Genomic DNA, 25,102 nt, shown 5'->3' on the forward strand with positions numbered 1-25,102 from the left:
CCGGTTGGAGACCTCAAACCACCGCGTAGACAATCCCGGTGAACGAACCCGCATGGTGAAGCAGCTCGCGTTCGCCCGAGCCGTCAAGGCTCGCTGAATAGAGATTGCCGCCGATATCGGTGAAGAACATGCGGTTACCAGGCAGGTCGAGCGACAGGCCGATACCTTCGTCGAGGCCCTCCAGGACGACTTCGGATGTTGCCGCGACATCGTCCATGCTGGCGCGGTTGACGGTATTCCCACGCGGAAGATTGCCGCGGTCGGTCCAGTAGATGGTGCGGGTGGCGAGATCGAGCTCGAGGTCGATCGGTTCCGGCAGCTTGTCGAGCAGGGTCTCAATATCGCTGCGTCTCGTTGCCGTCTCGTCTTCGGGAATGTCGATGCTGGCGCGGAGGATGCGTCCGAGACCGGCGTCCGGCGGTCCCTTCTGCGTCCAGTAGATCTGCCCGAGCGGCAGGTCGAGGGCGATGCCCACGCACCAGCGCTCGATATCGGCACTGTCCTGCGGACTGTCGCCGTTCTGCACCAGGGTTTCGATGTCGGAGCCGTCGATGTTGGCGCGCATGACACGCATGCCCTCGCGGTCGCACCAGTATAGCGTGCCGTTGTCGCGGTCGATCTGGATCTGCTTCGGCGTGACCAGCGTGCTGCCCGGCGGGATCAGCGTGACATGGTTGCTGCCGTCGAGATTAATGCGCTCGATCGAGCCGTCATGGGCATTGTAGTCGGTGCCCATTTCCGTCCAGTAGAGCCAGCCGTTCTCGCTGTCGACGAGAATGCCGTCCGGGCTGCGGCCCGGGCGCTGGATGATCAGCTTGAGGTCGGTTCCGTCGATGGCGGAGGACAGAATTCGTCCGTCGTTGATATCGAGGAAGAACAGTCGTTCGGTCTTTTCTCTGGGGGCGGCAGGCGTCCGTGCTTCTGCTTCAGACATGAGAGCATCCTTTCAAAGGGTCGGATCTGCGGATCACAGCGGCAATCATGGCATCGGTTGATGACAGCATCATTCGCGCTGTGATCCGTTGAAGATCTGTTGCGTCGCAGCAAAGATCAAGGGCGCAGATGTCACGGCTGGATCGGACTAGCGTCAAATAACTGTAATCGATTTGATATAAATCCCCGCCATTCCCCATGGGCGATGTCAGCCTTGATGCTGAAATCCGAAGCCGGAGGTGCTTGATATCTTGTCGACGCTCCAGCAGGTCGCTTTTCGTGCAGGTTGTTCGGTTGCGACCGCCAGCCGGGTGCTGAACCGCAACGGTCCCGTCAGCGATGAGATGGTGCGCCGGGTGCGTCGGGCGGCGGCGGAGCTCGGCTATCGCGCCGGCGGCCGCGCCGGCAATCGACGGCCGGCGATCGGCGTGCTCATTCCCAGCATCACCAATCCGGTGTTTGCGGCGTCGTTGTCCAGCATTCAGAACAGGGCTCTTCACGCGGGTCACAGCGTGCTGATCGCGCAATCGAATTACGATCCGGCCCAGGAGGCGGATGCTGTCGCGTCATTGCTCCAGCAGCAGCCGACCGGCCTCATCCTCACCGTCTGCGATCCCGAACGCAGCCCGGCTCTGTCTTCCGCCCTGCCGCCGACCGTGCTGCTCGGCAACCTGCCGACCGCCCGCTTCACCGCAGCCGTCGCGACCGACAACTTCGGCGCCGGCCGGGATCTGACCGATCATCTCCTGCACAAGGGACATCGTCGTATCCTGTTCATCGCCGGTCATTTCTCCGCCTCGGATCGGGCCAGGCAGCGCTATCTCGGCTACATCAAGGCGATGCAGGAGGCAGATCAACCGCCGCTCGACGCCCTGGAGATTTCCTTCATCCATAATGTAGAGCAGCTCGATCTCTCGGATGTTGTATCGCGCCTGAAGCCGACTGCGATCATAGCCTCGAATGATCTGCTGGCCTTCGGTGTCATGGGCGCGCTACGGCGTCAGGGACTGTCGATCCCGCGCGATATCTCAGTGGCCGGTTTCGACGGAATCTCTCTCGGCCTGCTGATGGAGGTGTCGCTGACGACGGTGGAGATACCGGATGGGACCATGGGGGCGGCGGCGGCCTCGCTGCTGCTCGATATGGCAGAGAATGCCGCGCCGCCGCGCCATCTGACGGTGCCCTATCGGTTGCGGCCGGGCGGAACCGTGCGCGATCTCACCATTCAATCCTAACCGATTTGCGCGCACGAAAACGCCGCCTCCCGAAGAGAGGCGGCGCCAAGGCTTGAGATCCGATCCGAAGATCAGCTGCGCGGCAGCATGCCTTCGACGTCGGAAGCGGCGTCGTCAAGCGCTTCCTTCGGCGTGGCCGAGCCGTCGACGATGCGCGACAGGTTGTCGACGATGGTCTGCGTGACCTTGACACCATTGGCACCGGGGAAGGCGTACCAGGGGATCATGACCGACATCTGGCTGAGGCTGGCCTGGAACAGCGGGTTCTTCTTGTAGAAATCGCCGAGATAGTCGGCCGACTTGGCGGCAAGTTCGTTGTTCGGAACGTAGCCGGTACCGGGAACGACGACGGATGCGCCATAGGGGCCGGCGGCGAACTTGGCGAACTTCCAGGCGGCGTCTTCCTTGACCGGATCATGGGTCAGGATGACGACAGCGTTGCCGCCTGTGGGAAGGCGGCCGTTGACCGGATCGATCAGCGGAATCTTGGCGGTGCGCAGGTCGAACTTGGTGCCGACATTCTTGATCGTATTGACCAGCGCACCGGTGGTCTGGAATTCGAAGCCGACCTTGCCGGCAGCGAAGGCCTGTTCGCCGGCAGCCTTGGTGAAGACCGGCATGCCGCCTTCCTTGACGAAGCGCTCGATCATCTCGACGGCCTTCTGTCCCTCAGGACCGTTGAAGGCGACCTTGCTTTCGTCGTCGCTGAGCATCTTGCCGCCGGCGCCGAAGAGCAGGGCGGAGAACATCCAGTCGTCGCCCTGCCAACGGAAGTCCATGCCGTCGACGCCGTTGCCGAGCGCCTTGATCTTGGCCGACAGAGCAATGACTTCGTCCCAGGTCTTCGGCGGGTTGTCCGGGTTGCCGCCAGCGGCTTTCACCAGGTCGGCATTGTAGTACATGATCGGGTTGGACGTCGCGAAGGCGAGGCCGACCTGCTTGCCCTTGACCTGGGCGAGCTTCAGGATCGTGTCGGAGAAGCCCTGCTCGGCCATGTTGCCGTCTTTCTTGACGAGCGGTCCGAGATCGACGGCGACATTGCGCTCGTCCATCATGCGCAGGCGGTTAAGGCCGATGAAAGTGACATCGGGCATCTCGCTCGTGCCGGCCTGGCGCAGAATGGTCTGGATGCCTTCCTCATAGGTCGCCGAGGGAGCGGCAAACTGGATCTTGATGTCGGGATTTTCTTCCATGAACTTCTTGGAGATCGTGTCCATCACGTTCTTGAAGAAGCCGGGCATGGGATAGTGAACCGTCAAGGTCGTCTCGGCGTAGGCCGGGACCGACACGACCATCGAAATGGCCGCGGCGGCGAGAATCTGGGTGATATGCTTCATCGCTCGTTCTCCTGTTTCGAACCGGTCAGCCTTTGAGACCGGTCATGGTGATGCCCTCGACGAAACGCTTCTGTGCAAGCAGGAATGCGACGACGAGAGGAAGGGTGATGATCAGGGTTGCCGCCATGAGTGCGCCGTAGTCGTCGCCGGCTTCGGCGGCGCGGAAATACATGAGGCCCAGCGGCGGCGTGGCGTAGTCCGGCTTGCTGATGACGATCAGCGGCCAGTAGAGGTCGTTCCAGTGCGCGACGACCGAGAAGATCGCAAAGGCTGTCACCGCCGGCCAGGCATTCGGCACGATGACGCGGGCGACGATGCCAAGCTCGGACATGCCGTCGAGGCGGGCGGCGTGGATGAGATCATCAGGCATGGCGCGGAAGAACTGCAGGAACATGAAGATCGCAAAGACCGAGATCGAGAAGGGCGCGACCAGGGCTGTATAGCTGTTCAGCAGCGACAGGCTGTTGAAGCCGACATAGAGCGGCAGCGCGGTGGCGTGGATCGGGATCAGCAGGCCGAGCATGACCAGCACCATCATCGTGCGTGCCGCCGGGAATTTCAGCTTGGCCATCGCATAGGCGCAGGGAATGGCGATCAGCACCTGGAAGAAGAAGATCAGGCCGCAGACGAGGACGCCGTTGAACAGCAGCCTGCCCATATCAACCTTGCTCAGCGCCTTGGTGATGTTCTCGACATAGAAGAAATGCGTCGGGATCAGCCTCAGTGCCGAGGTGAAGATGTCGTCCTGCGCCTTGCCCGCGGTCGAGATCATGAAGATATAGGGCGCGAGGAAGACGAGGGAGCCGAGGATCAGCACCGAGAGGCGCAGGATGCGGCCGGGAGTGAAGCCTGTGGAGGTCATGTGTAATGCACCTGCCGGTCCTGGACGCGATATTGCAGGAAGGTCAGCACGACGAGAATGGCGAGAAAGACCGTCGTCATCGCCGAGGCATAGCCGACCCTGAGGTAGACGAAGCCTTCCTGGTAGATGGTGAAGAGCAGCACCTCCGAGGCATGGTTCGGGCCGCCCTCGGTCAGCGCCTTGACGGTATCGAAAACCTTGACCGCGTTGATGATGCTGATGGTCGTGACGAACAGCGTCGTCGGTCCGAGCATCGGCCATGTGACGAGCCAGAAACGGTCGAACCCGGATTTCGCGCCGTCAACCTCGGCTGCGGCATAGAGCTCGCGCGGGATGGCGGTGAGGCCGGCGAGAAACAGCACCATGTTGAAGCCGACCGATTGCCAGACGCCGATGATCGACAGGCTGTAGAGCGCCGTCGCCGAGGAGCCGAGCCAGTTTGGCCCCGGCAGGCCGATTTCGGCGAGCATGGCATTGATCGGGCCGATTGTGGGATGGAAGAGGTACTGCCATACGGTCGCCATCGCGACGATCAGCGAGGCCACGGGCAGGAAATAGGCCGTGCGGAAGAAGCTGCGGCCGATGCCTTCGCTCTCGATCAGCAGCGCAACACCGAGGCCGAGCACGATCGAGACAGGTGCGACGATCGCCGTATAGACCGTCGTGTTCCAGAGCGATTTCATAAAGGCGCGATCTTTCAGCAGATGCGCATAGTTCTCGAAGGCGGCGAAGCGCAAGCTCTTGTCGCCGAGCTGGAAATCCGTGAAGCCGAGAACGACGACGGCGACGATCGGCACCAGGATGAACAGCACGATCAGGATGATGGCGGGCAGCGCGAAGAGGAGTGCGGTGCGGGCTTCGCTGCGTTCGCGCGCCGCTGCCGTCCGCATCGGCAAGGAGGTAGCGGCAATGCTAGCCATGCGCCTTCTCCCTGGCGGCATCGACGGTCGCCGGGACGGTGCGCAGGCGGCGGCCGTCCTCGGCGAAGACCATGGCCTGCTCTGGGGCGAGCGTTAGCGCGACAGGCATGCCGGCGGAGAGACCGGTGGCCTCGGCGGGTGTAAGCTTGACGATCATGGTTTCGCCGATGGCGTCGAGCTTGGCATAGAGAATGACTTCGGATCCGAGGAATTCCATCCGCTCGATATGGGCGGCCAGCGCATCCTGCCGGCTCTGCGTGAGCCGCACGAATTCCGGCCGGATGCCGAGCGTGACGTTGTTGCCGGCACAGGCGCTGTCTTCCAAAGCAAGCCTGATGCCGCCGAAGGCGACGAAGCCGTTTTCGGCGAGCGCCGGCAGCAGGTTGATACGCGGCTGGCCGACGAAGCGGGCGACCTCGACATGGGTCGGATCGTCATAGATCACCTGCGGCGAGGCCAGCTGCAGCAACTGCCCGCCGATCATCACGGCGACGCGGTCGGCCATGGAAAGCGCTTCGGCCTGATCATGCGTGACATAGACTGTGGGAACGCCGGCGCGGCGATGCAGATCGACGATCTCGCCGCGGGCGTGGACGCGCAGGTTGGCATCGAGATTGGAGAGCGGCTCGTCCATCAGGAAGACGCTGGGGCGGCGCACCATGGCGCGGGCGAGCGCCACGCGTTGACGCTGGCCGCCGGACATCTGGCCGGGCTTCCGGTCAAGCAGATGGTCGATCTTCAGTGAGGTCGCCATTTCGCGGACATCGCGGATGATGCCGCTGCGGGTGCTGCGCTGGCCCGGGATCAGCGAGCCGATGAACGGCAGGCGCTGGATGCGCGTCAGGCGGCGCATGGCGAGCGGCACGGCGATGTTTTCCGAGGCCGTCAGATGCGGATAGAGCGCGTAGGACTGGAAGACCATGGCGATGTTGCGGTCTGCCGCCGCGACGCCGGAGACGTCGTTGCCGCCCAAGATGATCTCGCCGTTGTCGGCATGATCGAGGCCCGCCAGGATGCGCAGCAGCGTGCTCTTGCCGCAACCGGATGGGCCGACGAGGGCGATGAATTCGCCGGGTTCGACGTCGAGATCGACGCCTTTGAGGATGGCGTTGCCGCCGAATGATTTGGCGATGCCGCGAAGCGAAAGCGCGCTCATTCCGTCGGTTCCTTCTGGGTCTTGGGAGCGGCCTGCGGATAGACTTCCATGACGACGTCATCGAGGAAGTAGGCGGTCATGCCTGATACTGCGACGATCTCGGTCGATATGGTCTCGCCAAGCTCATGCACGGCTGCGCCGATCAGCCGTTCGCCGGGCATCTCACGTTCCATCTTGTCGAGGATGAAGGCAGCGGGTGGCGCCCAGACGAGCGCCGTATCGTTGAAGCGGCCTTCCCAGGTCCAGTGCAGGTGGCCGCTGCCGAGCAGGGCGACGTCGTGGGCTGCTATCAGATCGTAAAGACGGCGGCGCTGCGCCGGGCGCACACTCCAGTAACCCGTGTCGCCCTCTTCGGGTGCATCGACGAACAGCGGCTTGTGGGCGAAGAGAGCGACGCGGCGATCGCCACGGCTTTCCAGCATCTCCTGCAGCCATTCGAACTGCTTCTGCTCTTCGGCGTCTTCGAAGCCCATCAGCAGGCTGTTGAGGCCGATCAGCCGCCAGTTGTCCACGTCCTTTGCCCAATAATCCGGGCCGACGAGGCGGCGCCAGCGCTCCAGCCGTTCTGGGTTGACGGGCTGATAGGACCCCGGCAGATGGCCGACATCGTGATTGCCGGGCACGATCAGCATCGGCGCGGAGACCTGACGCATCAGGTCCATGGAGAAGGCAAGGTCTTCGTCCTTGTCGGCACCGTCGACGCTGAGATCGCCGGTGTGGACGATAAGATCGGCGCCACTCGCCTCGATCCATTTCGCCAGCGGCTCCCAATTGCCGTTGAAATGCGGCTTGTTCGGGCTCAAATGCGTGTCGGTGATCTGGATGATCTTCAAGGCGCGTCTCCGGAGTCTTCAGAAGCAATGCGCCAGCAAGGGATTCCCTTCAAAACAGGCGCGTCTCTGCGCTCTCTTTAGAAGGCCCCCATGTCAGTTGAGTAACGGGTCTTTTCAGCTGTTTTTCAGTTTTGTCACATCACCGTCAAACGGCGTCATCGTTTGCCTCATGGTGAATTGAGGCCTATACGCGTCTGGTTCGGTGATATAGATCGCTGCCGAAGGGGATTGGACATGTCAGACGAACAGAGCCGCATCACGACACTCGAGGAGACCGTTGCCTACCAGGCGAAGACCATCGAGGAGCTGTCCGACCAGATTGCGGAGCAATGGAAGGTGGTCGAGCAGACCAGGCAGAAGCTCGATCGGCTGGCGGAGCGGTTTCTGACACTTGAGGAGCAATCGCTCGACGCGCCTGGTATCACCAAACCGCCGCACTACTGACCGGCTCGGCCGGATCATTCACGTTTCGGTGTTTCACGCGGGCGTGTGTAACAAAAGGTCCTGTCTTCCCGTATCTCCTTGTGACCGGAGCGTTTACAATCGCGGTCGAGAGGAGATCGTCATGAAGACTTTATCGACGGACATGATCCGCATTCGCTCAGCGCGTGTCGCCCGTTTCGCCGGCCTCACGGTCGCGGCGGTGCTGGTCGGCGGTATCGCGCTGCAATTTGTAGGCCGCGCTTCGGCCGAGGACGCGCGCGTCATTCCCGCGCCGAGCATGGATGAAAAGCCGGGTTCCACCGGCACGGAGACGGTCGTGCTTGCCGGCGGCTGCTTCTGGGGCGTGCAGGGCGTGTTCCAGCATGTCAGCGGCGTGATCAGCGCCACGTCAGGCTATGCCGGCGGCGGCAAGGATGGGGCGCATTATGAAATGGTGAGCACCGGCGATACGGGCCATGCCGAATCCGTGCGCATCGTCTTCGATCCGCACAAGGTCAGCTACGGCCATCTGCTGCAGATCTATTTTTCGGTCGCGCATGATCCGACGGAGCTGAACTATCAGGGCCCGGACAGCGGCACGCAGTATCGTTCGGCGATCTTCCCGACCAGCCAGGAGCAGGCCGACGTTGCCAAGGCCTATATCGATCAGCTCAATAAAGCCAAGACCTTTGACGCTGATATCGTCACCCGCATTGAGCCGGCTAGGCAATTCTACGCCGCCGAGGATTATCATCAGGATTTCCTGACAACGCATCCCACCTATCCCTATATCGTCATCAACGACCTGCCGAAGATCAAGAATCTGCAGCATCTCTTTCCCAAGGATTATCGCGCCGACCCGGTCCTGGTGACGGCAAGCGCCAGCGCGAACTGACCAGCACTTGGTCGCGTGACCGGCGAGCGATGACCGCCGGTCACGGCCGCCTTGCAAGAAATGCTCGTTACTCCCGGCTCGTCTGGTGTATTGCTGCCTGACACCAGATACAGATCGAGAGTGCGTTTCGTCATGATCGTCCGCGACCGGCCGAATCTCTTCCAGCTTTTCTTCATCGTTCGCGGTTCGATCGTCTTGCGGATCCTGCCGCAGATCGTCGCCATCTTCCTCATGTCGGCATTGATCGTCTGGGGACATGAGGAGCGGCCGAACCTGGTCGTGTCCTTCAACGGCTCGTCGCTTTCCCTGCTCGGCATCGCACTTTCGATCTTCCTCGGCTTTCGCAACAATGCCGCCTACGACCGCTGGTGGGAGGGACGGCGCGACTGGGGCCAGCTCGTCTATGTTGCCCGCGGCTTTGGCCGTCAGACATTGATGCTCGAAGCGCAGGGTGAGGCGGGCATGGAGGCGCGGAAGAACCTGCTTCGTCTGACCATGGCTTTCGCGCAGGCGCTGGTCTGTCTTCTGCGTGAGGGTAGCGACGACAGCAAGGTGTTGCGCCTTCTGACATCGAGCGAGGCCGAATTCTATCGCACCGCGCAGAACCGGCCGGATCTCATCCTGCGCCTGATGTCGGCGGATCTCGCGCGCCTGAAGGCCGGGGGTGCGATTTCGGATATCCAACATCAGATGCTGGATATCAGCGTCGGACAGATGGGCGCGGTGCAGGCTGCCTGCGAGCGCATCCGCAATACGCCGCTGCCGTTCGGCTATACGCTGCTCTTGCATCGCACCGCCTATCTCTTCTGTTTCCTGCTGCCGTTCGGTTTCGTCGATACGCTCGGCTGGGGTTCGCCCTTCGTCACGGCTCTGATCGCCTATACTTTCTTCGGTCTCGATGCGCTTGGTGATGAGCTGGAGGATCCTTTCGGCCATCGTCCCAATGCGCTCGCGATCGGCGCCCTTGCCGATACAATCGAGATCAATCTGCGCGAAGCGCTCGGCGAAACCGACCTGCCGCCGCTGCCGCAGCCCCAGGATTTCGTGCTGATGTAGGCCATCGGCAAAAAATTTTCGCCGAGCGATGGAATAGAATCCGGAGTGCTTCCGTATATAGGTGTATGGATCGCAAAGGACGCACATTCGATGTTTTGGGGCAGCTCGGTTCGCTGAGACGCTATGCCCGCTCGCTCGTGCGCAACGCGGACGAGGCCGAAGATCTGGTGCATGACGCGCTGGTCAAGGCATACGAGCGCAAGGCATCCTTCCGGCGCGGCGGCAACCTGCGGACCTGGCTGCTGTCGATCCTGCACAATGTGCATATCGACCGCCTGCGCCAGAAGAAATCGCTGAACCGTCGCCACGAAGAGGCGGCCGCCGAGCTTGAGGTGGCGCTACCGGCCTCGCAGGACCATACGGTCCGCCTGAGCCAGGTGCGCGAGGCCTTTTTCAGTCTGCCTGAGGAACAGCGCGAGGCGCTGCATCTCGTGGCGATCGAAGACCTTTCCTATCAGGAAGCGGCGTCCGCGCTTGGCATTCCTGTCGGCACGCTGATGTCCCGCATCTCAAGGGCCCGGGCGAGCCTGCGTAATTTCGAGGAGGCTACCTCCAAGGTTTCACATCTCAGGCTTATCGAGGGAGGCGGCAATGAAAACGGTTGATCCGATCATCGATACCGATCTCGACGCCTATGTCGATGGCGAGCTGTCGGTTGCGCGCCGTGTCGAGGTCGAATCCTATCTCTCTGAGCGTCCGGAGATCGCCGCCAAGGTCATGGCGGATATGAGCATCCGTGGCGAGCTGCGCATGGCGCTGGCCGGCGAGAGCCATGTGCTGAGGGCCGAGACCCGCGAGGCCGCTCGGCGGCTGGAGCGTGGACTGGTCTATGGGCGCATGCTTGGTTCTTTCCAGCGCGTGGCCGCCGTTGCCGTATTGGTGGCGATCGGCTGGGTCGCGCATACGTCCTTCGGCGCGTTCACCGCGAGCGAGGTCAGCGCATCCGTGCCGGCGCCGTCTTTCGTCGACGATGCGGTGCGCGCCTACCAGACGACTGCCGTGCGTGAGGAAATCAAGCCGCAGTCCGAAGCTGCAAATTACAATCCGGAAGAAATCCGCGCATCGACGGCAATCGTATTGCCGGAGTTGCCGGGTGACTGGCGCGTCACCGATGCCCAGATCTATCCGTCCGAGTTCGGTCCGAGCGTCGAAATGATGGTTGATGCCGGCAAGGACGGGCATTTGTCACTTTTCGCCGTTCGTCCTGGGAATTTCGCCGTCAAGGAGGTCAGTCACATCAAGCGTGACGACGTCCAGGCTGCCTATTGGCAGATCGGTGAAGTTGCCTATGCGCTGATCGGCAACGGCCAAGCGGGTCAACTCGACGGTGATGCCGAAAAGCTTGCCCGCAGCCTGTACTAGTTTGAATTAAAGGAGAACGACCATGGACCCGACCAATCCGCGATATGGCTACGTAGCCGCCGCCGGCTCGCAGGCGCTCTTCGACGAAGGTCTGCGCAAGCACATGCTGCGCGTCTACAACTACATGGGTATCGGCCTTGTGCTGACGGGTATCGTCGCGCTGGTCGTCGGCACGACGCCGGCGCTTTACGTGCCGATCTTCCAGACGCCGCTGAAGTGGGTCGTCATGCTGGCGCCGCTCGCCTTCGTGTTCTTCTTCTCCTTCCGCATCCAGTCCATGTCGGCAAGCACGGCGCAGATGATGTTCTGGGCCTTCTGCGCGGTCATGGGCCTGTCGCTGGCCTCGGTCTTCCTGGTCTTTACCGGCACGAGCATCGCGCGCACCTTCTTCATCGCCGCGACCATGTTCGGTGCGACCAGCCTCTACGGCTATACGACCAAGCGTGATCTTGCCAACATCGGCTCGTTCCTGATGATGGGCCTGTTCGGCGTGATCATCGCCAGCGTCGTCAATATCTTCCTGGGTTCAAGCGCGCTGCAGTTCGCCATCTCGGTGATTGGTATCGTCGTCTTCGTCGGCCTGACCGCCTGGGATACGCAGAACATCAAGGAACAGTTTGCCGAGAACCACGATCAGGAATCGCAGCAGAAGCTCGCCGTCTTCGGTGCCCTGTCGCTCTACCTGAACTTCGTCAACATCTTCCAGCTGCTGCTGAATCTCACCGGCGAACGGGAATAGGTTTGAAATCACCAGCTTGGGCATGGTCGGACCCGAAAGGCACTCCACGCTTTTGGTGATCATGCTCGGGTTATGCGTCTCCCTGGGGGCTTGTTGAGACGCATGAAGCGCCTGCAGTATCTGCGCCGATACTGCAGGCGCAACTTTTTTGGGAATGAGAAACTGGGCAGAAGGGCCTGATAGCGGCAGATCTGCTGCTATCAGGCCTTCGATCATTGGGGATGTCAGGCCCTTCCGCTGTCAGAAGAGGGCCGCAATCTTACCTACCACTCGGCAACGCTGCCGTCCTCGTGACGCCAGACGGGATTGCGCCAGCGATGGCCTTCCTTGGCGCGCTCGATGACATAGGCCTCGTCCACCTCGATGCCGAGGCCAGGCCCCTGCGGGATCGAGACGAAGCCGTCGGCATAGTGGAACACCTCCTTATTGGAGATGTAGTCGAGGATGTCGTTGCCCTTGTTGTAGTGGATACCGAGGCTCTGTTCCTGGATGAAGGCATTGTAGCTGACGGCATCGACCTGCAGGCAGGCGGCAAGCGCGATCGGACCGAGCGGGCAATGTGGCGCCAGCGCCACGTCATAGGCTTCCGCCATGGCCGCGATCTTACGGCATTCGGTGATGCCGCCGGCATGAGAGAGGTCGGGCTGGAGAATGTCGACATAGCCGTCCGACAGCACTGATTTGAAGTCCCAGCGTGAAAAGAGCCGCTCGCCCAAGGCAATCGGCGTCGAGCAATGATTGGCGATTTCCTTGAGGGCTTCGCGATTTTCAGAGAGAACGGGCTCCTCGATGAACAGCAGCTTGTAGGGTTCCAGCTCCTTGGCGAGAACCTTGGCCATCGGCCGGTGGACGCGGCCGTGGAAGTCGACGCCGATGCCGATATAGGGGCCGATCGCCTCGCGGATAGTGGCGATGGTTTCAACAGCCTTTTCCACCTTGTCGTAGGTGTCGACGATCTGCATCTCCTCGCAGCCGTTGAGTTTGATCGCCTTGAAGCCGCGGGCGACGACCTCCTTGGCATTGTTGGCGACGTCGGAGGGGCGGTCGCCGCCGATCCAGGAATAGACCTTGATCTTGTCGCGCACCTGGCCGCCGAGCAGCGAATGGATCGGCTGTCCCAGCGCCTTGCCCTTGATGTCCCACAGCGCCTGGTCGATGCCGGCAATCGCGCTCATGTGGACGGCGCCGCCGCGATAGAAGCCGGCGCGGTACATGACGTTCCAGTGGTCCTCGATCAGGAAGGGATCCTTGCCGATCAGATAGTCTTCCAGCTCATGCACGGCCGCCTGCACGGTCAGTGCCCGGCCTTCCACCACAGGCTCGCCCCAGCCGACAATGCCCTCGTCGGTCTCGATTTTCAGGAACATCCAGCGCGGCGGCACAATATACGTCGTCAGTTTCGTGATCTTCATGGCTATGCTTCCATTTCGGCTTTGGATGATATCAGCGGTCTGCAGCCGCGGATTTCGGGGTTTCTGGTTTCATTCTCCGGCCATCGTCCAGCCGTCGTTCGACGGCGAGATCGCGGGCGGCGAGATCGAGCATGCGATGGGCGCAATTTCGGGCGGCGGCGCCGTTTCGCAGGCGCAGCGCCTCCACCAGTTCGCCATGGACCGTGATCGCCTCGTCGCGGCTGTGGGCAGCGACATTCGAGGCATGAAGCGCGTATTTGAGGCCGGCATGCATGGCGCTTGACAGGCGGCGGAACACCTGGTTGTGGCTAGCACTCAGCAGCACCTTGTGAAACGCCACGTCGGCCTCGGTGAAGCTTTCCGGATCATTGCTGCTATCGCGCATCTGCCGCCACGCATGGTCGAGGTCGGCAATCTCCTGGGCGGTGGCCCGCTCTGCGGCATATTCGGCGGCGGCGGGCTCGATGGTGCGGCGCGCCTCCAAGATGGAGCCGAGAATATCGAATTCGGCAATATGGGGGCCCATCCACTCCAGCACGTCCTGATCGAGGATGTTCCAGTCATCCTTGTCGCAGACGGTGGTGCCGACGCGTGGCTTGCCGCGCACGAGGCCTTTCGATTCCAGCACTTTCAAGGATTCGCGGATGACCGTACGGCTCACACCGTACATCCCGCATAGATCGTTTTCGCGCGGCAGGGTCGAGCCCGAGGGATAGCGTTCGGAGCAAATGTCTTCGGCGATAGATGCAGTCACGTTCCTGCGGACGCGCGGGCGGCGCTCGGGCTGGGCTGACGCGCCATGCTCCTGTCCTTCAAGTGAATCCACCCTATCTCCTCCACACCATGTCGCATGTTCACCCCGTAAACTGCTCGCGACGAGGGACATGCGCGGGGCTTTCATGCGGCCGGTGTCCGGCCTGCGTTTCGTGCACCCTTCGCGTCGAGGCCAAGATACGCTAATCATCATACATTGGCAACAATATTGTATGATGATTAGAAGCCTTGCTCGATTGTCGGTGGGGAACAATCCGCCGTGCTGCGCTTTGTCAAAGACGACGCCACTCCTGTTATGGCGGCGTCGTCTTCGACGGATAGAAGGATTATGGTGTCCGGGCGGATGGCGTGAATGCCGTTTGCCGTCGGTCATCGCGGGGAGGCGACGATTCTGCTCCCGAGCTCATTTCAACGACAAGGAGGACGACATGCAGATCAATCGTACAGGTTCGGCTCAATGGGCCGGCGGTCTGAAGGATGGCAAAGGCCAGATCTCGACGCAGAGCGGCGCGCTCAATCACTATCCTTACGGTTTCGCCAGCCGTTTCGAAGGCGTTGCCGGCACCAATCCGGAAGAGCTGATCGGCGCTGCGCATGCCGGTTGCTTCACCATGGCCCTGTCGCTGATCCTCAACGAGGCCGGGTTTACCGCCGAGAGCATGGAAACGACGGCCAAGGTCACGCTCGAAAGCGTCGAAGGCGGTTTTGCCATCACCGCGATCCATCTGACGCTGACCGGCAAGATTCCAGGCGCCGATGAAGCCACCTTCACCGAGCTTGCCAACAAGGCCAAGGCCGGTTGCCCGGTCTCCAAGGCACTTGCTTCGGTTCCGATTTCGCTGGAAGTTCACGCCGCCTAAAACGGCCATTTCACGGCTTTAGCGCCGCGCTGGTTCGCGCGGCGCGTTTCATATATATTCCGCATTCGGGCATTGGGCTGTCATTTTCACGAAATGCAATGCTCAACGGAGGGGCGAATGTCTGGAATTCTCTTAATTCACGTTGTCATAAGCTTGATTGCCATCGTCAGCGGCATTGTCGTTGCATCTGGTTTCCTTACGGCCAATCGTCATGAGCGATCGACGCTGGTCTATATGGTCACGACCATTCTCACGAGTTTGACGGGTTTTCTGTTTCCATTTCACACTGTCACGCCGGCAATCATCGTTGGCAGTCTCTGCGTTCTTATCTTCATACCGACGGCGCTGGCGCGCTATAGCTTTCATCTTGCCGGCATCTGGCGTCCCGTCTTCATCATCGGGGCCATGGTGCTCCTCTTTTTCAACTGTCTCGTGCTGATCGTCCAATCGTTCCAGAAGATACCCGTGCTCAATGCACTGGCGCCCAATGGCAACGAGCCGCCAGTACTTGCGGCGCAGGCGGCGCTCTTGGTGGTGTGCGTGCTTGTCGGCTATTTCAGCATCCGCCGCTTTCGCCCGACGCTTTTGGGCGCCTGATTACGGGTTGACCGTATCTGCGACAAAATGTCGGACACTTCCGACTCCGCTCCGACAGGCGCGTTGTCGATGATTTAACTCTTGTTTCAAGTTGTTCGCCGCATTCTCGGTTTATTCAATAGCATCTGAAAACCGCCTACAGTTGTGGGCGGTTTTCTTGACATCGACACTCTGATGGTTTACGAGTGACGAAATTTGAAAATCGTCACTCGTAAACCATCAGGCCTTACTCATGCTCGATCTTCCCGATATCAGCGCCGATCCTGCGCGTCAGGACAACATCGCGCGGATTCTCGATGCCGCCGAAAGGCTGTTTCGCCACTACGGCTACAGCAAGACGACCGTGGCCGATATTGCCCGCGACCTCGGCATGTCGACCGCAAATATCTATCGGTTCTTCAGCTCCAAGACCGAAATTCACCAGGCCCTCTGCGGGCGCATGCTTACGCACAGCTATCAACTGGCCTTGGGTATCCGTAACCAGCCGATCAGCGCATCCGATCGGCTGCGGACCTATATCCTTGCCCAGTACAAACTGACGCTGGAGACCATGCTCGACGAGCAGAAGGTGCATGAGATGGTCGTCATCGCCATCGAGCGTGATTGGCACGTCATCGAAAAGCACATCGATAGTATCCACGACCTGTTTGCCGAGATCATTGCGGAGGGCATCGCCGCCGGCGAGTTCTTCGAACAGGACCCCCATGTCGCATCCAAGTGTTTTGGCGCGGCGACCGTCAATCTCTGCCATCCGCAGATGGTGGCGCAGTGTCTCGCCAAGACAAACCGGGCCGAGCCCGAGGATCTCATCGAATTCGCCATCAGGGCCCTGAAGAAATAGCAGTTTGCGCACCGGATGGCCGGTGCGCTCCAGCCTTTCATTTGACTTAGGAGAGCGACATGGTTTCGCTGACAACCACCACCCTACGGACCGTTGCCGGCGCGGCTCTCTTGGCCGCCTTGGGGCTTGGGCTTTCGGGCTGCAACGAGAAGAAGGAAGAGACGGCGGAAGTGATCCGGCCGGTGAAAGTGGTCGAGATCGCCCAGGCGGACACGACGCGTAAGCTCGACTATTCGGGCTCCGTCAAGGCCCGGACGGATATGAATCTCGGCTTCCGCATCAACGGCAAGATCGTCGAACGCAAGGTTGACATCGGCGAGAAGGTCAAGCCCGGCGATGTGCTGGCCCGCATCGACCCCACAGACTACGTTCTGGCGGTGCGCCGCTCGCAGGCAGATCTCGACTCAGCTGAAAGGCAGGTGCAGACGACCGAGCTTGCCCGCAACCGCGCCCAGCAGCTCTTCGACAAGAGCGTCGGCTCGAAATCGCAGCTCGAACAGGCCGAGCTTTCCTATGATCAGGCCGTCTCGACGCGGGATTCCGCCGTATCGGCGCTGGCCGAGGCGAAGAACCAGGTCGCCTATAGCGACCTGACGTCGGACATGAACGGCATCGTGACGACAATCAATGCCGATGTCGGTCAGGTGGTCAGCTCCGGCACGCCCGTCATCACCGTCGCCGTCGACGGCGAGAAGGAAGTGCTGATCGCTGTGCCGGAAATGGATATCGCGCAGTTCCAGGTCGGCAAGAATGTCAAGGCGCGCTTCTGGTCCGACGATGCGTTGGTGCTTGACGGCAAGGTGCGCGAGGTGGCGGGCAGTGCCGATACACAATCGCGCACCTTTGCCGTACGTGTCAGCCTGCCGAACGATCCGCGCGTGCTCCTCGGCATGACCGCGACGATCGAGGCCCAGGCCGACAACACCCAGCCCTATGTTTCCATTCCGCTGAGCGCCCTTGCCGAGAAGAATGGCCAGCAGATTGTCTGGCTCGTCGACCGTAGTGCCGGCATCGTGCATTCCCGTGCCGTTAAGGTTGCGGATTTCGCCGATGACGGCGTCCGCGTTGCCGATGGTCTCAAGGCAGGCGATGTCGTGGTCGCCGCCGGCACGCAGTTCATGACCGAGAATATGAAGGTTAAGCTTTCGGCTGCTTCAGCTCAGCAGGCCGCCGCCGATACCCATGCCGCTTCGGCGGCGGATATTGTGCGCTAAAGGGATCGGGGGCGAAACCATGTCCATCAACAACACTTCCGGCACGAAGCAGCGTTTCAACCTGTCGCGCTGGGCGATCGGCCATCCGAGCATCGCGCGGTTCCTGTTCGGTCTCATCATCATCGCCGGTGCGCTGGGCCTCACCCATATGGGCCAGAAGGAAGATCCGGATTTCACCTTCCGTGTCATGGTCGTCCAGACCGTCTGGCCCGGTGCCTCCCTGCAGGACATGGAAGACCAGGTGGTCAACAAGATCGAGCGCAAGCTGCAGGAAACGCCGCATCTCGATTGGGTCAAATCCTATACCCGCGCCGGTTTTGCCATCACCACAGTCCAGATCAAGGGCGACACAAACACCGCACAGGTGAAGGACGCCTTCTACCAGATCCGCAAGAAGGTCGGCGATATCGGCAATGAGCTGCCTTCCGGCTTGCTCGGCCCCTATTTCAACGATGAATTCGGCGACACCTTCATCACGTTGCACTCGATCAGCGGCGACGGCTATACCTATCCGGAGCTGAAGAAGTTTGCCATCCAGGCGCGCGACATGCTGCTCTCCACGCCGGGTGTCGAGAAGGCCACGATCATCGGTGATCAGGCGGAGCAGATCTATATCGATGTTTCCTCCAAGGTGCTGGCCGAGCGCGGACTGTCGCTCACCGACCTGAAGAACGCCGTCGTCGGCCAGAACAACGTCGATCCGGCCGGCAACGTCGATACCAGCACGCGCTCCGTGCGCATCTCGGTCGAGGGCGATGTCAAGAAGATCGAGGACATCAAGAACCTGCGGCTGACCGCTGGCGGCCAGGTGACCCGCCTCGGCGATATCGCCACCGTCACCGCCGGGCTGCAGGATCCCTACACCGCCAAATTCCTCTACAATGGCCACGCCAGCGTGCAGCTCGGCGTCGTCATGGCCAGCGGCTACAAGGTGACCGATGTCGGCGCCTCCGTGGAGGAAACCTACAAGCGTTTCGAAGCCTCGTTGCCGGTCGGCGTTCAGGTCGACCAGATCGCCAACCAGCCTGACGTCGTCACCGACGCCATCAGCGAGTTCATGCATGCGCTCGGCGAGGCGCTTGTCATCGTGTTGATCGTCTCGTTCGTGTCGATCGGCTGGCGCTCCGGCCTCGTGATCGCCATCGCCATTCCGCTGGTGCTGGCCGCGACCTTCGCCATCATGTACGAGTTCGGCATCGACCTGCAGCGCATCTCGCTCGGCGCGCTCATCATCGCGCTCGGCCTGCTCGTCGACGACGCCATGATCGTGGTCGAGCTCATGGAGCGCAAGCTGGAGGAGGGACTGGTGAAGCTCGATGCCGCCAGCTTCGCCTATTCCTCGACTGCCTTCCCGATGCTAACAGGCACCTTGATCACGACTGCCGGCTTCATCCCCGTGGGCTTTGCGGCATCGACGGCGGGCGAATATGTCCGCACGCTCTTCTATGTCGTCGGCATTGCGCTTGTGGTGTCCTGGTTCGTCGCCGTCTATTTCACGCCATGGCTCGGCTACATGATCCTCAAGCAGCGCCATCATGCCGGCGAGCATCACGATGTCTTCGACACGCGCTTCTATCGCCGCTTGCGATCGTCAGTCACCTGGGCGGTGCGTCACCGTGTCATCGTGCTGTTTCTGACGCTCGCCACCTTCGTCGGCAGCCTGTGGTCCTTCCAGTTCATTCCGCAGAACTTCTTCCCGCAATCGTCTCGTCCGGAGATCCTGGTCGATCTTTGGCTGCCTGAGGGAACCAGCATCAAGGAAGTGGAACGGCAGGCGCAGGCTCTGGGATCGCGGATGGCCGATGATCCGGACAAGCGCTTCATCGCCACCTATATCGGCCAGGGCGCGCCGCGCTTCTTCCTGCCGCTCGACCAGCAGCTGACCAATCCGAACTATGCCCAGATGCTTGTTATGGCGAAGGACGAGCCGGCGCGCGAGCGGCTCATCACCAAGATGCGTGGCATCCTGGCGGCGGATTTCCCCTCCGTCCGGGCCAAGGTCGACCGCCTGTTCCTCGGCCCGCCAACCGGCTGGCCCGTGCAGCTGCGCGTCATGGGTCCGGATCGGCAGCAGGTTCGCCACATTGCCGACGAGGTGAAGCAGCGCTTCGCCCAGAATCCGCTGCTCGGCGCCATCCACGACGATTGGCTCGAGCCGGTGCCGGCCATGAAGCTGGTGATCGATCAGGACCGCGCCCGTGCGCTGGGTGTCACCTCGCAACGCATCCGCCAGATGCTGCAGGCCTCGATGTCCGGCTTCACGCTCGACAATTATCGCGAGGGCGAGGAGACTGTCGGGATCGTCGCTCGCGAGCCGAACGCGAGCCGTCATCTGCTGACCTCGGTCAACTCGGTCTACATTCCAACTGACAATGGCGGGTTCGTGCCGCTGTCACAGGTGGCGAAGATCGTGCCCGTGATGGAGCAGAGCATCGAATGGCGCCGCGACCGTCTGCCGACCATCAGCGTGCGGGCGACCTTGCCCGACAATGTGCAGTCGAACGATGTGACGGCCAAGCTCTATAACGACATGGCGGATCTCAGAAACAGCCTGCCGGCCGGCTACAAGATCGAGATCCAGGGCGGTGCCGAAGACAGCGCCGAAAGCCAGGCCTCGATCGCCGCCAAGGCGCCGATCATGCTTGTCATCATCGTCGTGTTGCTGATGGCGCAGCTGCAGCATTTCGGCAAGGCGATGCTGGTTCTCGCCACCGGCCCGCTCGGCATCATCGGTGCGGCGGGAGCCCTTTTGATCAGCGGCGCACCCTTCGGCTTCGTGGCGATCCTCGGCGTCATCGCGCTGCTCGGCATCATCATCCGCAACTCGATCATCCTTGTCGACCAGATCGACCAGGATATCGCGGCGGGCATGGACCGGAAGGAAGCGATCATCGGCTCCGCCGTGCGTCGTTTCCGGCCGATCATGCTGACGGCACTGACGGCGGTGCTTGCGCTGATCCCGATCTCGCGCGGCGTCTTCTGGGGTCCGCTTGCTTACGCCATGATGGGCGGCATCCTGGTTGCAACCGTGTTGACCATCTTCGTGCTGCCCGCCGGCTATGCCCTGTTCTTCGGCCGCGAGCCGAAGAGCAAGTCGGCGGAGCCGCCGGCCAAGCAGGAAGAAAGCAACGACGCCGTCGATCATCTGCCGCCGGCCATGGCAGCGGAATAACAGGCGCGGATAAAATCAAAGAGGCCTCGGTCTATGCCGGGGCCTCTTTATCTTTTGGCGGGAACTCGCTCAGAAGGCGGGCGTCAGGATCGTCTGCCTGTTGTCGGCGATCTTGAGGACGGTGAGGACTCCGCCCATGGCGACGGCCGTGTCGATGCCGATGCGGCCGATGCCGAAAACCGGGCGCGGACCCGGCGTATGGCCATGGACGACCAGCACCGGCAATCGCGGACCTTCGAAGAGGAAAGGCTCGCGGATCCAGATCAGCTCTTCGTCGCTCTGTTCGGCGAGCGGTATGCCGGGTCGGATGCCGGCATGGACGAAGATGATGGAACCCACCGTCACGGCAACAGGCAGCGAGCGCAGCAACTCGATATGGGCTTGCGGGATGGCCTGCCGGACGATTTTGCCGAACTCTTCGATGCTCTTGCCTTCCTTCCGCAGCAGGGAGTTCGCGTCGACGCCATAGGAGGCGAGCGTCGGGCCGGCGCCGAATTCCAGCCAGTCACTGTTGTTGCCCGGATCATCCAGGAATTTCAGGAAGACGTCGTCATGATTGCCGAGGAGAGCGTAGCGGTCGAAGCCCACCGGCGGCGGCTCGCAGAGATGCTGCAGCACATCGCTCGATCGCGGGCCGCGATCGACGTAGTCGCCGAGGAACATCAGGAGCTTCCGGCCGGGAATGGCACTTGCATCCTCGACGATGCGCTTTTCGGCTTCGATCAATGCGTCATGGCATCCATGAACGTCGCTCAGCGCATAGATGGCTGCATAGTCCTTGGCGGGAAGGCTGATGCGCGCACGCTGGGACTGCTTCATGACCTTCGCCGTTCTCCCGCCGAAAAGTCGATAAAATAGCCCGATCGTCGACATCCGCAAGCGCTGGCGTGACGGCATGATCTCTTTGAGAATATGTCAATAATTCCGCCTACTTAGGCGATGGCACGACCGTATTCCAGCCGATGGCCCTGTGCAAGCTGCGCCAGCGGATGAGGCTTGCGCTACGGTTACTACGGTTAAGAGACGGAAGACGATAAGCGCGGCTACGTGTCAATCTGACCGGTGCGGCTGTTGGCGGCTGGCGTGTTGGAGCGTTTTGCGACGGGATGCGTGACGAACAAGGGTTCCTCCCGGTCGCTGCCTGCGCTGCTGTTCGTGCAGACGGCGACCGGGAGCTTCAGGTTCGAGACTTTTTCGCGCTACCCATGATATGCCGCTTGCAGCTCGGCAACGTCGAGCTTGACCATCTGCATCAGCGCCTGCATGACGCGCGCGGCCTTGGCCGGGTCAGGATCGGCCAGGAGCTTGCCGAGCACGGTCGGCACGATCTGCCAGGAGACGCCATAGCGATCCCTGAGCCAGCCGCATTGCTCGATTGCGCCGCCATCAGTGAGCCCGTCCCAGAGCCGGTCGACTTCGGCCTGATCGGTGCAATCCACTTCCAGCGAGATCGCATGGGTGAATTCGAAGCGGCTGCCGCCGTTCAACGCCATGAAGCGCTGGCCGGCAAGCGTAAAGCTGACGACCAGAACCTGATCGGCCTTGCCGGCCGGGGTGTCGACGAGGTTTTTCTGCACATGATCGATCCGGGAATCCGGAAATAGCGAAACGTAGAATTTTGCAGCCTCCTCGGCTTCGTGTGCGAACCACAGGCATGGGGCAATTTTGGACATAGGTGATCTCCTCTCCTGGATAGCTCTCATTCTAGCTAGGCAGCCAGAGGACGTTTGAAAGAGTGGGACGCCGACAGGGGGATTTGAAAAAATACTTTTCAAGGCGATGCGGGCAGGTGGGGTTGTTGTTGCCGATATCGACTGTGGAATTTGCGGAGGGCGCATTACTCCCCTTCTCCCCTCGGGGAGAAGGTGCCGACAGGCGGATGAGGGGGTGCCAGAAGCACAAAAGCCGATGAATTCGAAGCGTTTGGCCCCCTCATCCGACCCTTCGGGCCACCTTCTCCCCGAGGGGAGAAGGAGCTTACGGCACCGGCATGCCCCATATGCAATCGCCCTGCCCACATGGGGGAGATGTCCCGAAAGGGATAGAGGGGGTATCAGACGCGCGGCACACGAGAGAAGCATTGGCCGATGCAATAAAGCTCAACCGACCGTCGCCAGCCTCTCGGCAAACTCGATCGCCTCGATCAGGCTGCGCTCGTTGGCGATGCCCTTACCGGCGATGTCGAAGGCGGTGCCGTGGTCGACGGAGGTGCGGACGATCGGCAGGCCGAGGGTGATGTTGACGCCGGAGAGATCAAGCCATTTTCCGGTTGCCGGATCGATCTCGAAGCCCAGCAGCTTGACGGGGATATGCCCTTGATCGTGATACATGGCGATGACGGCGTCATACTGGCCGGCGCGCAGCTTGACGAAGACGGTGTCGCCGGGAACGGGGCCGACGATATCGAGGCCATCGGCAACGGCCTTGGCGATGGTCGGCGCGGAAATATCGATATCCTGCCGGCCGAAGAGGCCACCTTCGCCGGCATGCGGATTGAGCGCGGCAACCGCAATCTTCGGCTTGGCGATGCCGAGATGCTTGAGCGCCTTGTCGGTGAGATCGATGACGAGGCGCAGCCGCTCAGGCGTCAGGCGCTTCGGCACATCCTCCAGTGCGACATGGGTGGTGACGTGGCTGACGCGCATGTTGCCGTGGGCGAGCATCATCACCGAGCCGCGCGCGCCGGTGAGCTCGGCCAAAAGCTCGGTATGGCCGGCATAATGGAAGCCGGCCTTGTTCAATGCTTCCTTGTTGAGCGGCGCGGTGACGATGCCGCCGACCTTGCCGGCCATGGCGAGCCCAACGCCCTTCTCGATCGCCTTGAAGGCCATGCGGCCGCCATCGGCGGAAAGCCGACCGGGCAGGATCGGCTCGCCCTCGACATCGGCCTGAATGAAGCAGAGGTTCGGCCAGTTGCCGCCCATCTCTGTTTCGGGAATTGCTCGATCGAGGCCAAGCTGCTGCTCGGCCAGCCGGAGGGCGGGGCCGCTGCCTATGATGGTAAGTTTCAGGTTACCTTCTTCAATCCTATCTTTCAGCCGTGCCGCAGCCTTGACGATGATTTCCGGACCGATGCCGGCGGGATCGCCCATGGTGATTGCTAAGTGCCGCGTCATGTCCCGTCTCCTTCGACCATCAGTCTGTTTTCCGTAAGTAGATCGCGCCAGAGACCCGGGCCGCCGAAGGCGCCGGATTTCGAGATCACTTCTACCTTGTGCCAATGACCACCTGTCATGACCGAGCGGGGCAGGCCGGGCGATACCTGGCCGGTTACCGTTAGCGCTTCCGTACCCAGCGAAAGACAGAGCCCGCGCAGCGTCTCGCCGCCGGCGACAATCAGAGTGCCAGGGTCGGGGAGCGCCCTTGCGATGCGGCCGAAGCATCTTTCGATCCGTACCGCCGCTTCGCCGCGATCAAGCCCCGGCGGCAGATCGACGCTGACGAGGGCCGCGCCGTCTCGCTCCAGACGCTCTCTGACGATCTCGGGATCCGCCTCCTCGCCGATATGGAGCCAGCGGCTGCCGCAGGCTTCGAGCTGGGCGCGCGTGGTGGGCTGATCCGAGCCGAAAAGACCGAGAACCGGTGCCTTGAGCTCACGCGATATGATTGTCGGCCCCAGTCGGTCCGGCGGTGGCCCCAGCGATTTCGGTGGCCACAATCCTGTCAAAAAGGTCATCGGTTTGGCCTGACCGAGTACGAAAGCGCGTGCGCCGGGATCAAACAGACTTACGGAAGCTCCCGCTTCCAATTTGCTCCCGCGCGCCATGGCGGCCGCCAGGCCGCCGGTGCCGCACCACAGGATTGGTCCGCGCGCATTCTGGACCAGAGCGACAATTTCATCGAGATCAGAATCGGTATCAGCGTCAAAAACGCTGATACCGTCTGCGAGGTGGTGTTCGTATTTTGAACTATCGAGACTTATGGGGCTTCGTGCAGGATTCCGTTTGGCAACCCTGGTGACCGGGGATCCCTCCGGGCCCAGGGCTTCCACCAAATCACCGCTCACATCCCGCCACGTGCCATCCGCCACGCGCAGTATCTGCCGCCCATTGCGGGTCACTCGGCCATGATGCGGAAAGGCCGGCGCGAGGATGCAATGCCGCCAGTATCCGAGCCGGAAGACGGCGGCGAGTTCCGCCGCCCAGGGGCCGCGAAACAGGCTGTCGACCTTCTTGAAGGCGATATCGGCCCCCTTCAGCAGCGGCGCCAGCCGCTCGACGATGGCGACGGCCTCGGCTGCCGAGCGCTCCCGCGTGCCGCTATCTATGGCAAGGCTCGGCTTACCCTCGGCATTCAGCTCGTTTCCGAGCGCGATCTCGATCGGTCCGCACAGCCCGACGAATTCGACTGCCGTATCGAGCGCGCCGGTGAGATCGTCAGCAAGGAGGCGGAGGGTGGGCATGATGGGGGGAGCCTTTAGCGGGCCTTGCGGGTATCGGAGATGAACATGGAAGCGCGGTCTCGCGGTGCTCGGACACCAT

General features: G+C 61.5%; 24 protein-coding genes. 12 read left to right on the top strand and 12 right to left on the bottom strand.

Annotated elements, in window-relative coordinates; translation table 11 throughout:
- Positions 1 to 13: 13 nt before the first annotated feature.
- Positions 14 to 934 carry a YncE family protein gene (locus JTP94_RS25640; RefSeq protein WP_204853244.1) on the bottom strand — a complete coding sequence of 307 codons (921 nt, stop codon included), beginning with the start codon at positions 932 to 934 and terminating at the stop codon, positions 14 to 16.
- Between the two features lie 250 nt (positions 935 to 1,184).
- Here JTP94_RS25640 and JTP94_RS25645 point away from each other — a divergent pair, with 250 nt between their 5' ends.
- On the top strand, positions 1,185 to 2,168 hold the full coding sequence (locus JTP94_RS25645; protein WP_204853387.1) for a substrate-binding domain-containing protein: 984 nt from the start codon (positions 1,185 to 1,187) through the stop codon (positions 2,166 to 2,168).
- 71 nt (positions 2,169 to 2,239) lie between these two features.
- On the opposite strand, the gene JTP94_RS25650 is transcribed toward JTP94_RS25645, so the two are convergent.
- The 5 genes from JTP94_RS25650 to JTP94_RS25670 are packed head-to-tail and all read right to left on the bottom strand — an operon-like array spanning position 2,240 to position 7,276.
- On the bottom strand, positions 2,240 to 3,505 hold the full coding sequence (locus tag JTP94_RS25650) for an ABC transporter substrate-binding protein (protein WP_204853245.1): 1,266 nt from the start codon (positions 3,503 to 3,505) through the stop codon (positions 2,240 to 2,242).
- 25 nt (positions 3,506 to 3,530) lie between these two features.
- Positions 3,531 to 4,367, bottom strand: a complete 837-nt coding sequence (locus JTP94_RS25655; protein WP_204853246.1) for a carbohydrate ABC transporter permease — start codon at positions 4,365 to 4,367, stop codon at positions 3,531 to 3,533.
- Positions 4,364 to 5,287: a carbohydrate ABC transporter permease gene (locus JTP94_RS25660; RefSeq protein WP_204853247.1), complete on the bottom strand. Its 924-nt coding sequence runs from the start codon at positions 5,285 to 5,287 to the stop codon at positions 4,364 to 4,366. The genes JTP94_RS25655 and JTP94_RS25660 overlap by 4 nt, the downstream gene beginning before the upstream one ends.
- Positions 5,280 to 6,443, bottom strand: a complete 1,164-nt coding sequence (locus JTP94_RS25665) for an ABC transporter ATP-binding protein (RefSeq protein ID WP_204853248.1) — start codon at positions 6,441 to 6,443, stop codon at positions 5,280 to 5,282. Before JTP94_RS25665 ends, JTP94_RS25660 begins: the two co-directional genes overlap by 8 nt.
- Positions 6,440 to 7,276 carry a metallophosphoesterase gene (locus tag JTP94_RS25670; protein WP_204853249.1) on the bottom strand — a complete coding sequence of 279 codons (837 nt, stop codon included), beginning with the start codon at positions 7,274 to 7,276 and terminating at the stop codon, positions 6,440 to 6,442. The genes JTP94_RS25665 and JTP94_RS25670 overlap by 4 nt, the downstream gene beginning before the upstream one ends.
- 234 nt (positions 7,277 to 7,510) lie before the next feature.
- Here JTP94_RS25670 and JTP94_RS25675 point away from each other — a divergent pair, with 234 nt between their 5' ends.
- From JTP94_RS25675 to JTP94_RS25700, 6 genes are all read left to right on the top strand, one after another.
- A complete protein-coding gene (locus JTP94_RS25675; protein WP_204853250.1) occupies positions 7,511 to 7,720 on the top strand; it encodes a SlyX family protein in 210 nt (69 codons plus the stop codon).
- 121 nt (positions 7,721 to 7,841) lie between these two features.
- Positions 7,842 to 8,594 (top strand): peptide-methionine (S)-S-oxide reductase MsrA, encoded by a 753-nt coding sequence (msrA, locus tag JTP94_RS25680; RefSeq protein ID WP_204853251.1) that lies wholly within the window; start codon positions 7,842 to 7,844, stop codon positions 8,592 to 8,594.
- Between the two features lie 132 nt (positions 8,595 to 8,726).
- Positions 8,727 to 9,650, top strand: a complete 924-nt coding sequence (locus JTP94_RS25685; RefSeq protein ID WP_204853388.1) for a bestrophin family protein — start codon at positions 8,727 to 8,729, stop codon at positions 9,648 to 9,650.
- A gap of 65 nt (positions 9,651 to 9,715) precedes the next feature.
- Entirely contained in the window at positions 9,716 to 10,255 is a 540-nt protein-coding gene (locus JTP94_RS25690; protein WP_037200026.1) for a sigma-70 family RNA polymerase sigma factor, read from the top strand.
- On the top strand, positions 10,242 to 11,012 hold the full coding sequence (locus tag JTP94_RS25695; protein WP_204853252.1) for an anti-sigma factor: 771 nt from the start codon (positions 10,242 to 10,244) through the stop codon (positions 11,010 to 11,012). The genes JTP94_RS25690 and JTP94_RS25695 overlap by 14 nt, the downstream gene beginning before the upstream one ends.
- A gap of 22 nt (positions 11,013 to 11,034) precedes the next feature.
- On the top strand, positions 11,035 to 11,751 hold the full coding sequence (locus JTP94_RS25700; RefSeq protein WP_204853253.1) for a Bax inhibitor-1/YccA family protein: 717 nt from the start codon (positions 11,035 to 11,037) through the stop codon (positions 11,749 to 11,751).
- A gap of 263 nt (positions 11,752 to 12,014) precedes the next feature.
- On the opposite strand, the gene dgoD is transcribed toward JTP94_RS25700, so the two are convergent.
- Together dgoD and JTP94_RS25710 are read right to left on the bottom strand one after the other, a co-directional pair.
- Positions 12,015 to 13,163, bottom strand: a complete 1,149-nt coding sequence (dgoD, locus tag JTP94_RS25705) for a galactonate dehydratase (RefSeq protein WP_037200032.1) — start codon at positions 13,161 to 13,163, stop codon at positions 12,015 to 12,017.
- A gap of 31 nt (positions 13,164 to 13,194) precedes the next feature.
- A complete protein-coding gene (locus tag JTP94_RS25710) occupies positions 13,195 to 13,989 on the bottom strand; it encodes a FadR/GntR family transcriptional regulator (protein ID WP_034503005.1) in 795 nt (264 codons plus the stop codon).
- Positions 13,990 to 14,365: 376 nt separating this feature from the next.
- Between JTP94_RS25710 and JTP94_RS25715 the strand changes: the two genes are divergently transcribed.
- The 5 genes from JTP94_RS25715 to JTP94_RS25735 all read left to right on the top strand — a co-directional run bounded on the left by JTP94_RS25715 (position 14,366) and on the right by JTP94_RS25735 (position 20,621).
- Positions 14,366 to 14,797, top strand: a complete 432-nt coding sequence (locus JTP94_RS25715) for an OsmC family protein (RefSeq protein ID WP_034483104.1) — start codon at positions 14,366 to 14,368, stop codon at positions 14,795 to 14,797.
- A gap of 117 nt (positions 14,798 to 14,914) precedes the next feature.
- Positions 14,915 to 15,394: a hypothetical protein gene (locus JTP94_RS25720; protein WP_204853254.1), complete on the top strand. Its 480-nt coding sequence runs from the start codon at positions 14,915 to 14,917 to the stop codon at positions 15,392 to 15,394.
- A gap of 232 nt (positions 15,395 to 15,626) precedes the next feature.
- A complete protein-coding gene (locus tag JTP94_RS25725; protein WP_204853255.1) occupies positions 15,627 to 16,235 on the top strand; it encodes a TetR family transcriptional regulator in 609 nt (202 codons plus the stop codon).
- 59 nt (positions 16,236 to 16,294) lie between these two features.
- On the top strand, positions 16,295 to 17,449 hold the full coding sequence (locus JTP94_RS25730) for an efflux RND transporter periplasmic adaptor subunit (RefSeq protein WP_204853256.1): 1,155 nt from the start codon (positions 16,295 to 16,297) through the stop codon (positions 17,447 to 17,449).
- Between the two features lie 19 nt (positions 17,450 to 17,468).
- Positions 17,469 to 20,621 (top strand): efflux RND transporter permease subunit, encoded by a 3,153-nt coding sequence (locus JTP94_RS25735; protein ID WP_204853257.1) that lies wholly within the window; start codon positions 17,469 to 17,471, stop codon positions 20,619 to 20,621.
- Positions 20,622 to 20,690: 69 nt separating this feature from the next.
- On the opposite strand, the gene JTP94_RS25740 is transcribed toward JTP94_RS25735, so the two are convergent.
- From JTP94_RS25740 to JTP94_RS25755, 4 genes are all read right to left on the bottom strand, one after another.
- Positions 20,691 to 21,440: a metallophosphoesterase family protein gene (locus tag JTP94_RS25740; RefSeq protein WP_204853258.1), complete on the bottom strand. Its 750-nt coding sequence runs from the start codon at positions 21,438 to 21,440 to the stop codon at positions 20,691 to 20,693.
- Positions 21,441 to 21,820: 380 nt separating this feature from the next.
- On the bottom strand, positions 21,821 to 22,294 hold the full coding sequence (locus JTP94_RS25745) for a VOC family protein (RefSeq protein WP_204853259.1): 474 nt from the start codon (positions 22,292 to 22,294) through the stop codon (positions 21,821 to 21,823).
- Between the two features lie 426 nt (positions 22,295 to 22,720).
- Entirely contained in the window at positions 22,721 to 23,737 is a 1,017-nt protein-coding gene (gene pdxA / locus JTP94_RS25750; RefSeq protein WP_204853260.1) for a 4-hydroxythreonine-4-phosphate dehydrogenase PdxA, read from the bottom strand.
- Positions 23,734 to 25,023, bottom strand: a complete 1,290-nt coding sequence (locus JTP94_RS25755; protein WP_204853261.1) for a four-carbon acid sugar kinase family protein — start codon at positions 25,021 to 25,023, stop codon at positions 23,734 to 23,736. Before JTP94_RS25755 ends, pdxA begins: the two co-directional genes overlap by 4 nt.
- Positions 25,024 to 25,102 lie beyond the last annotated feature (79 nt).

It is taken from the genome of Martinezella lusitana (assembly GCF_016901135.1).
Taxonomy (GTDB): Bacteria; Pseudomonadota; Alphaproteobacteria; order Rhizobiales; family Rhizobiaceae; genus Rhizobium; species Rhizobium lusitanum_D.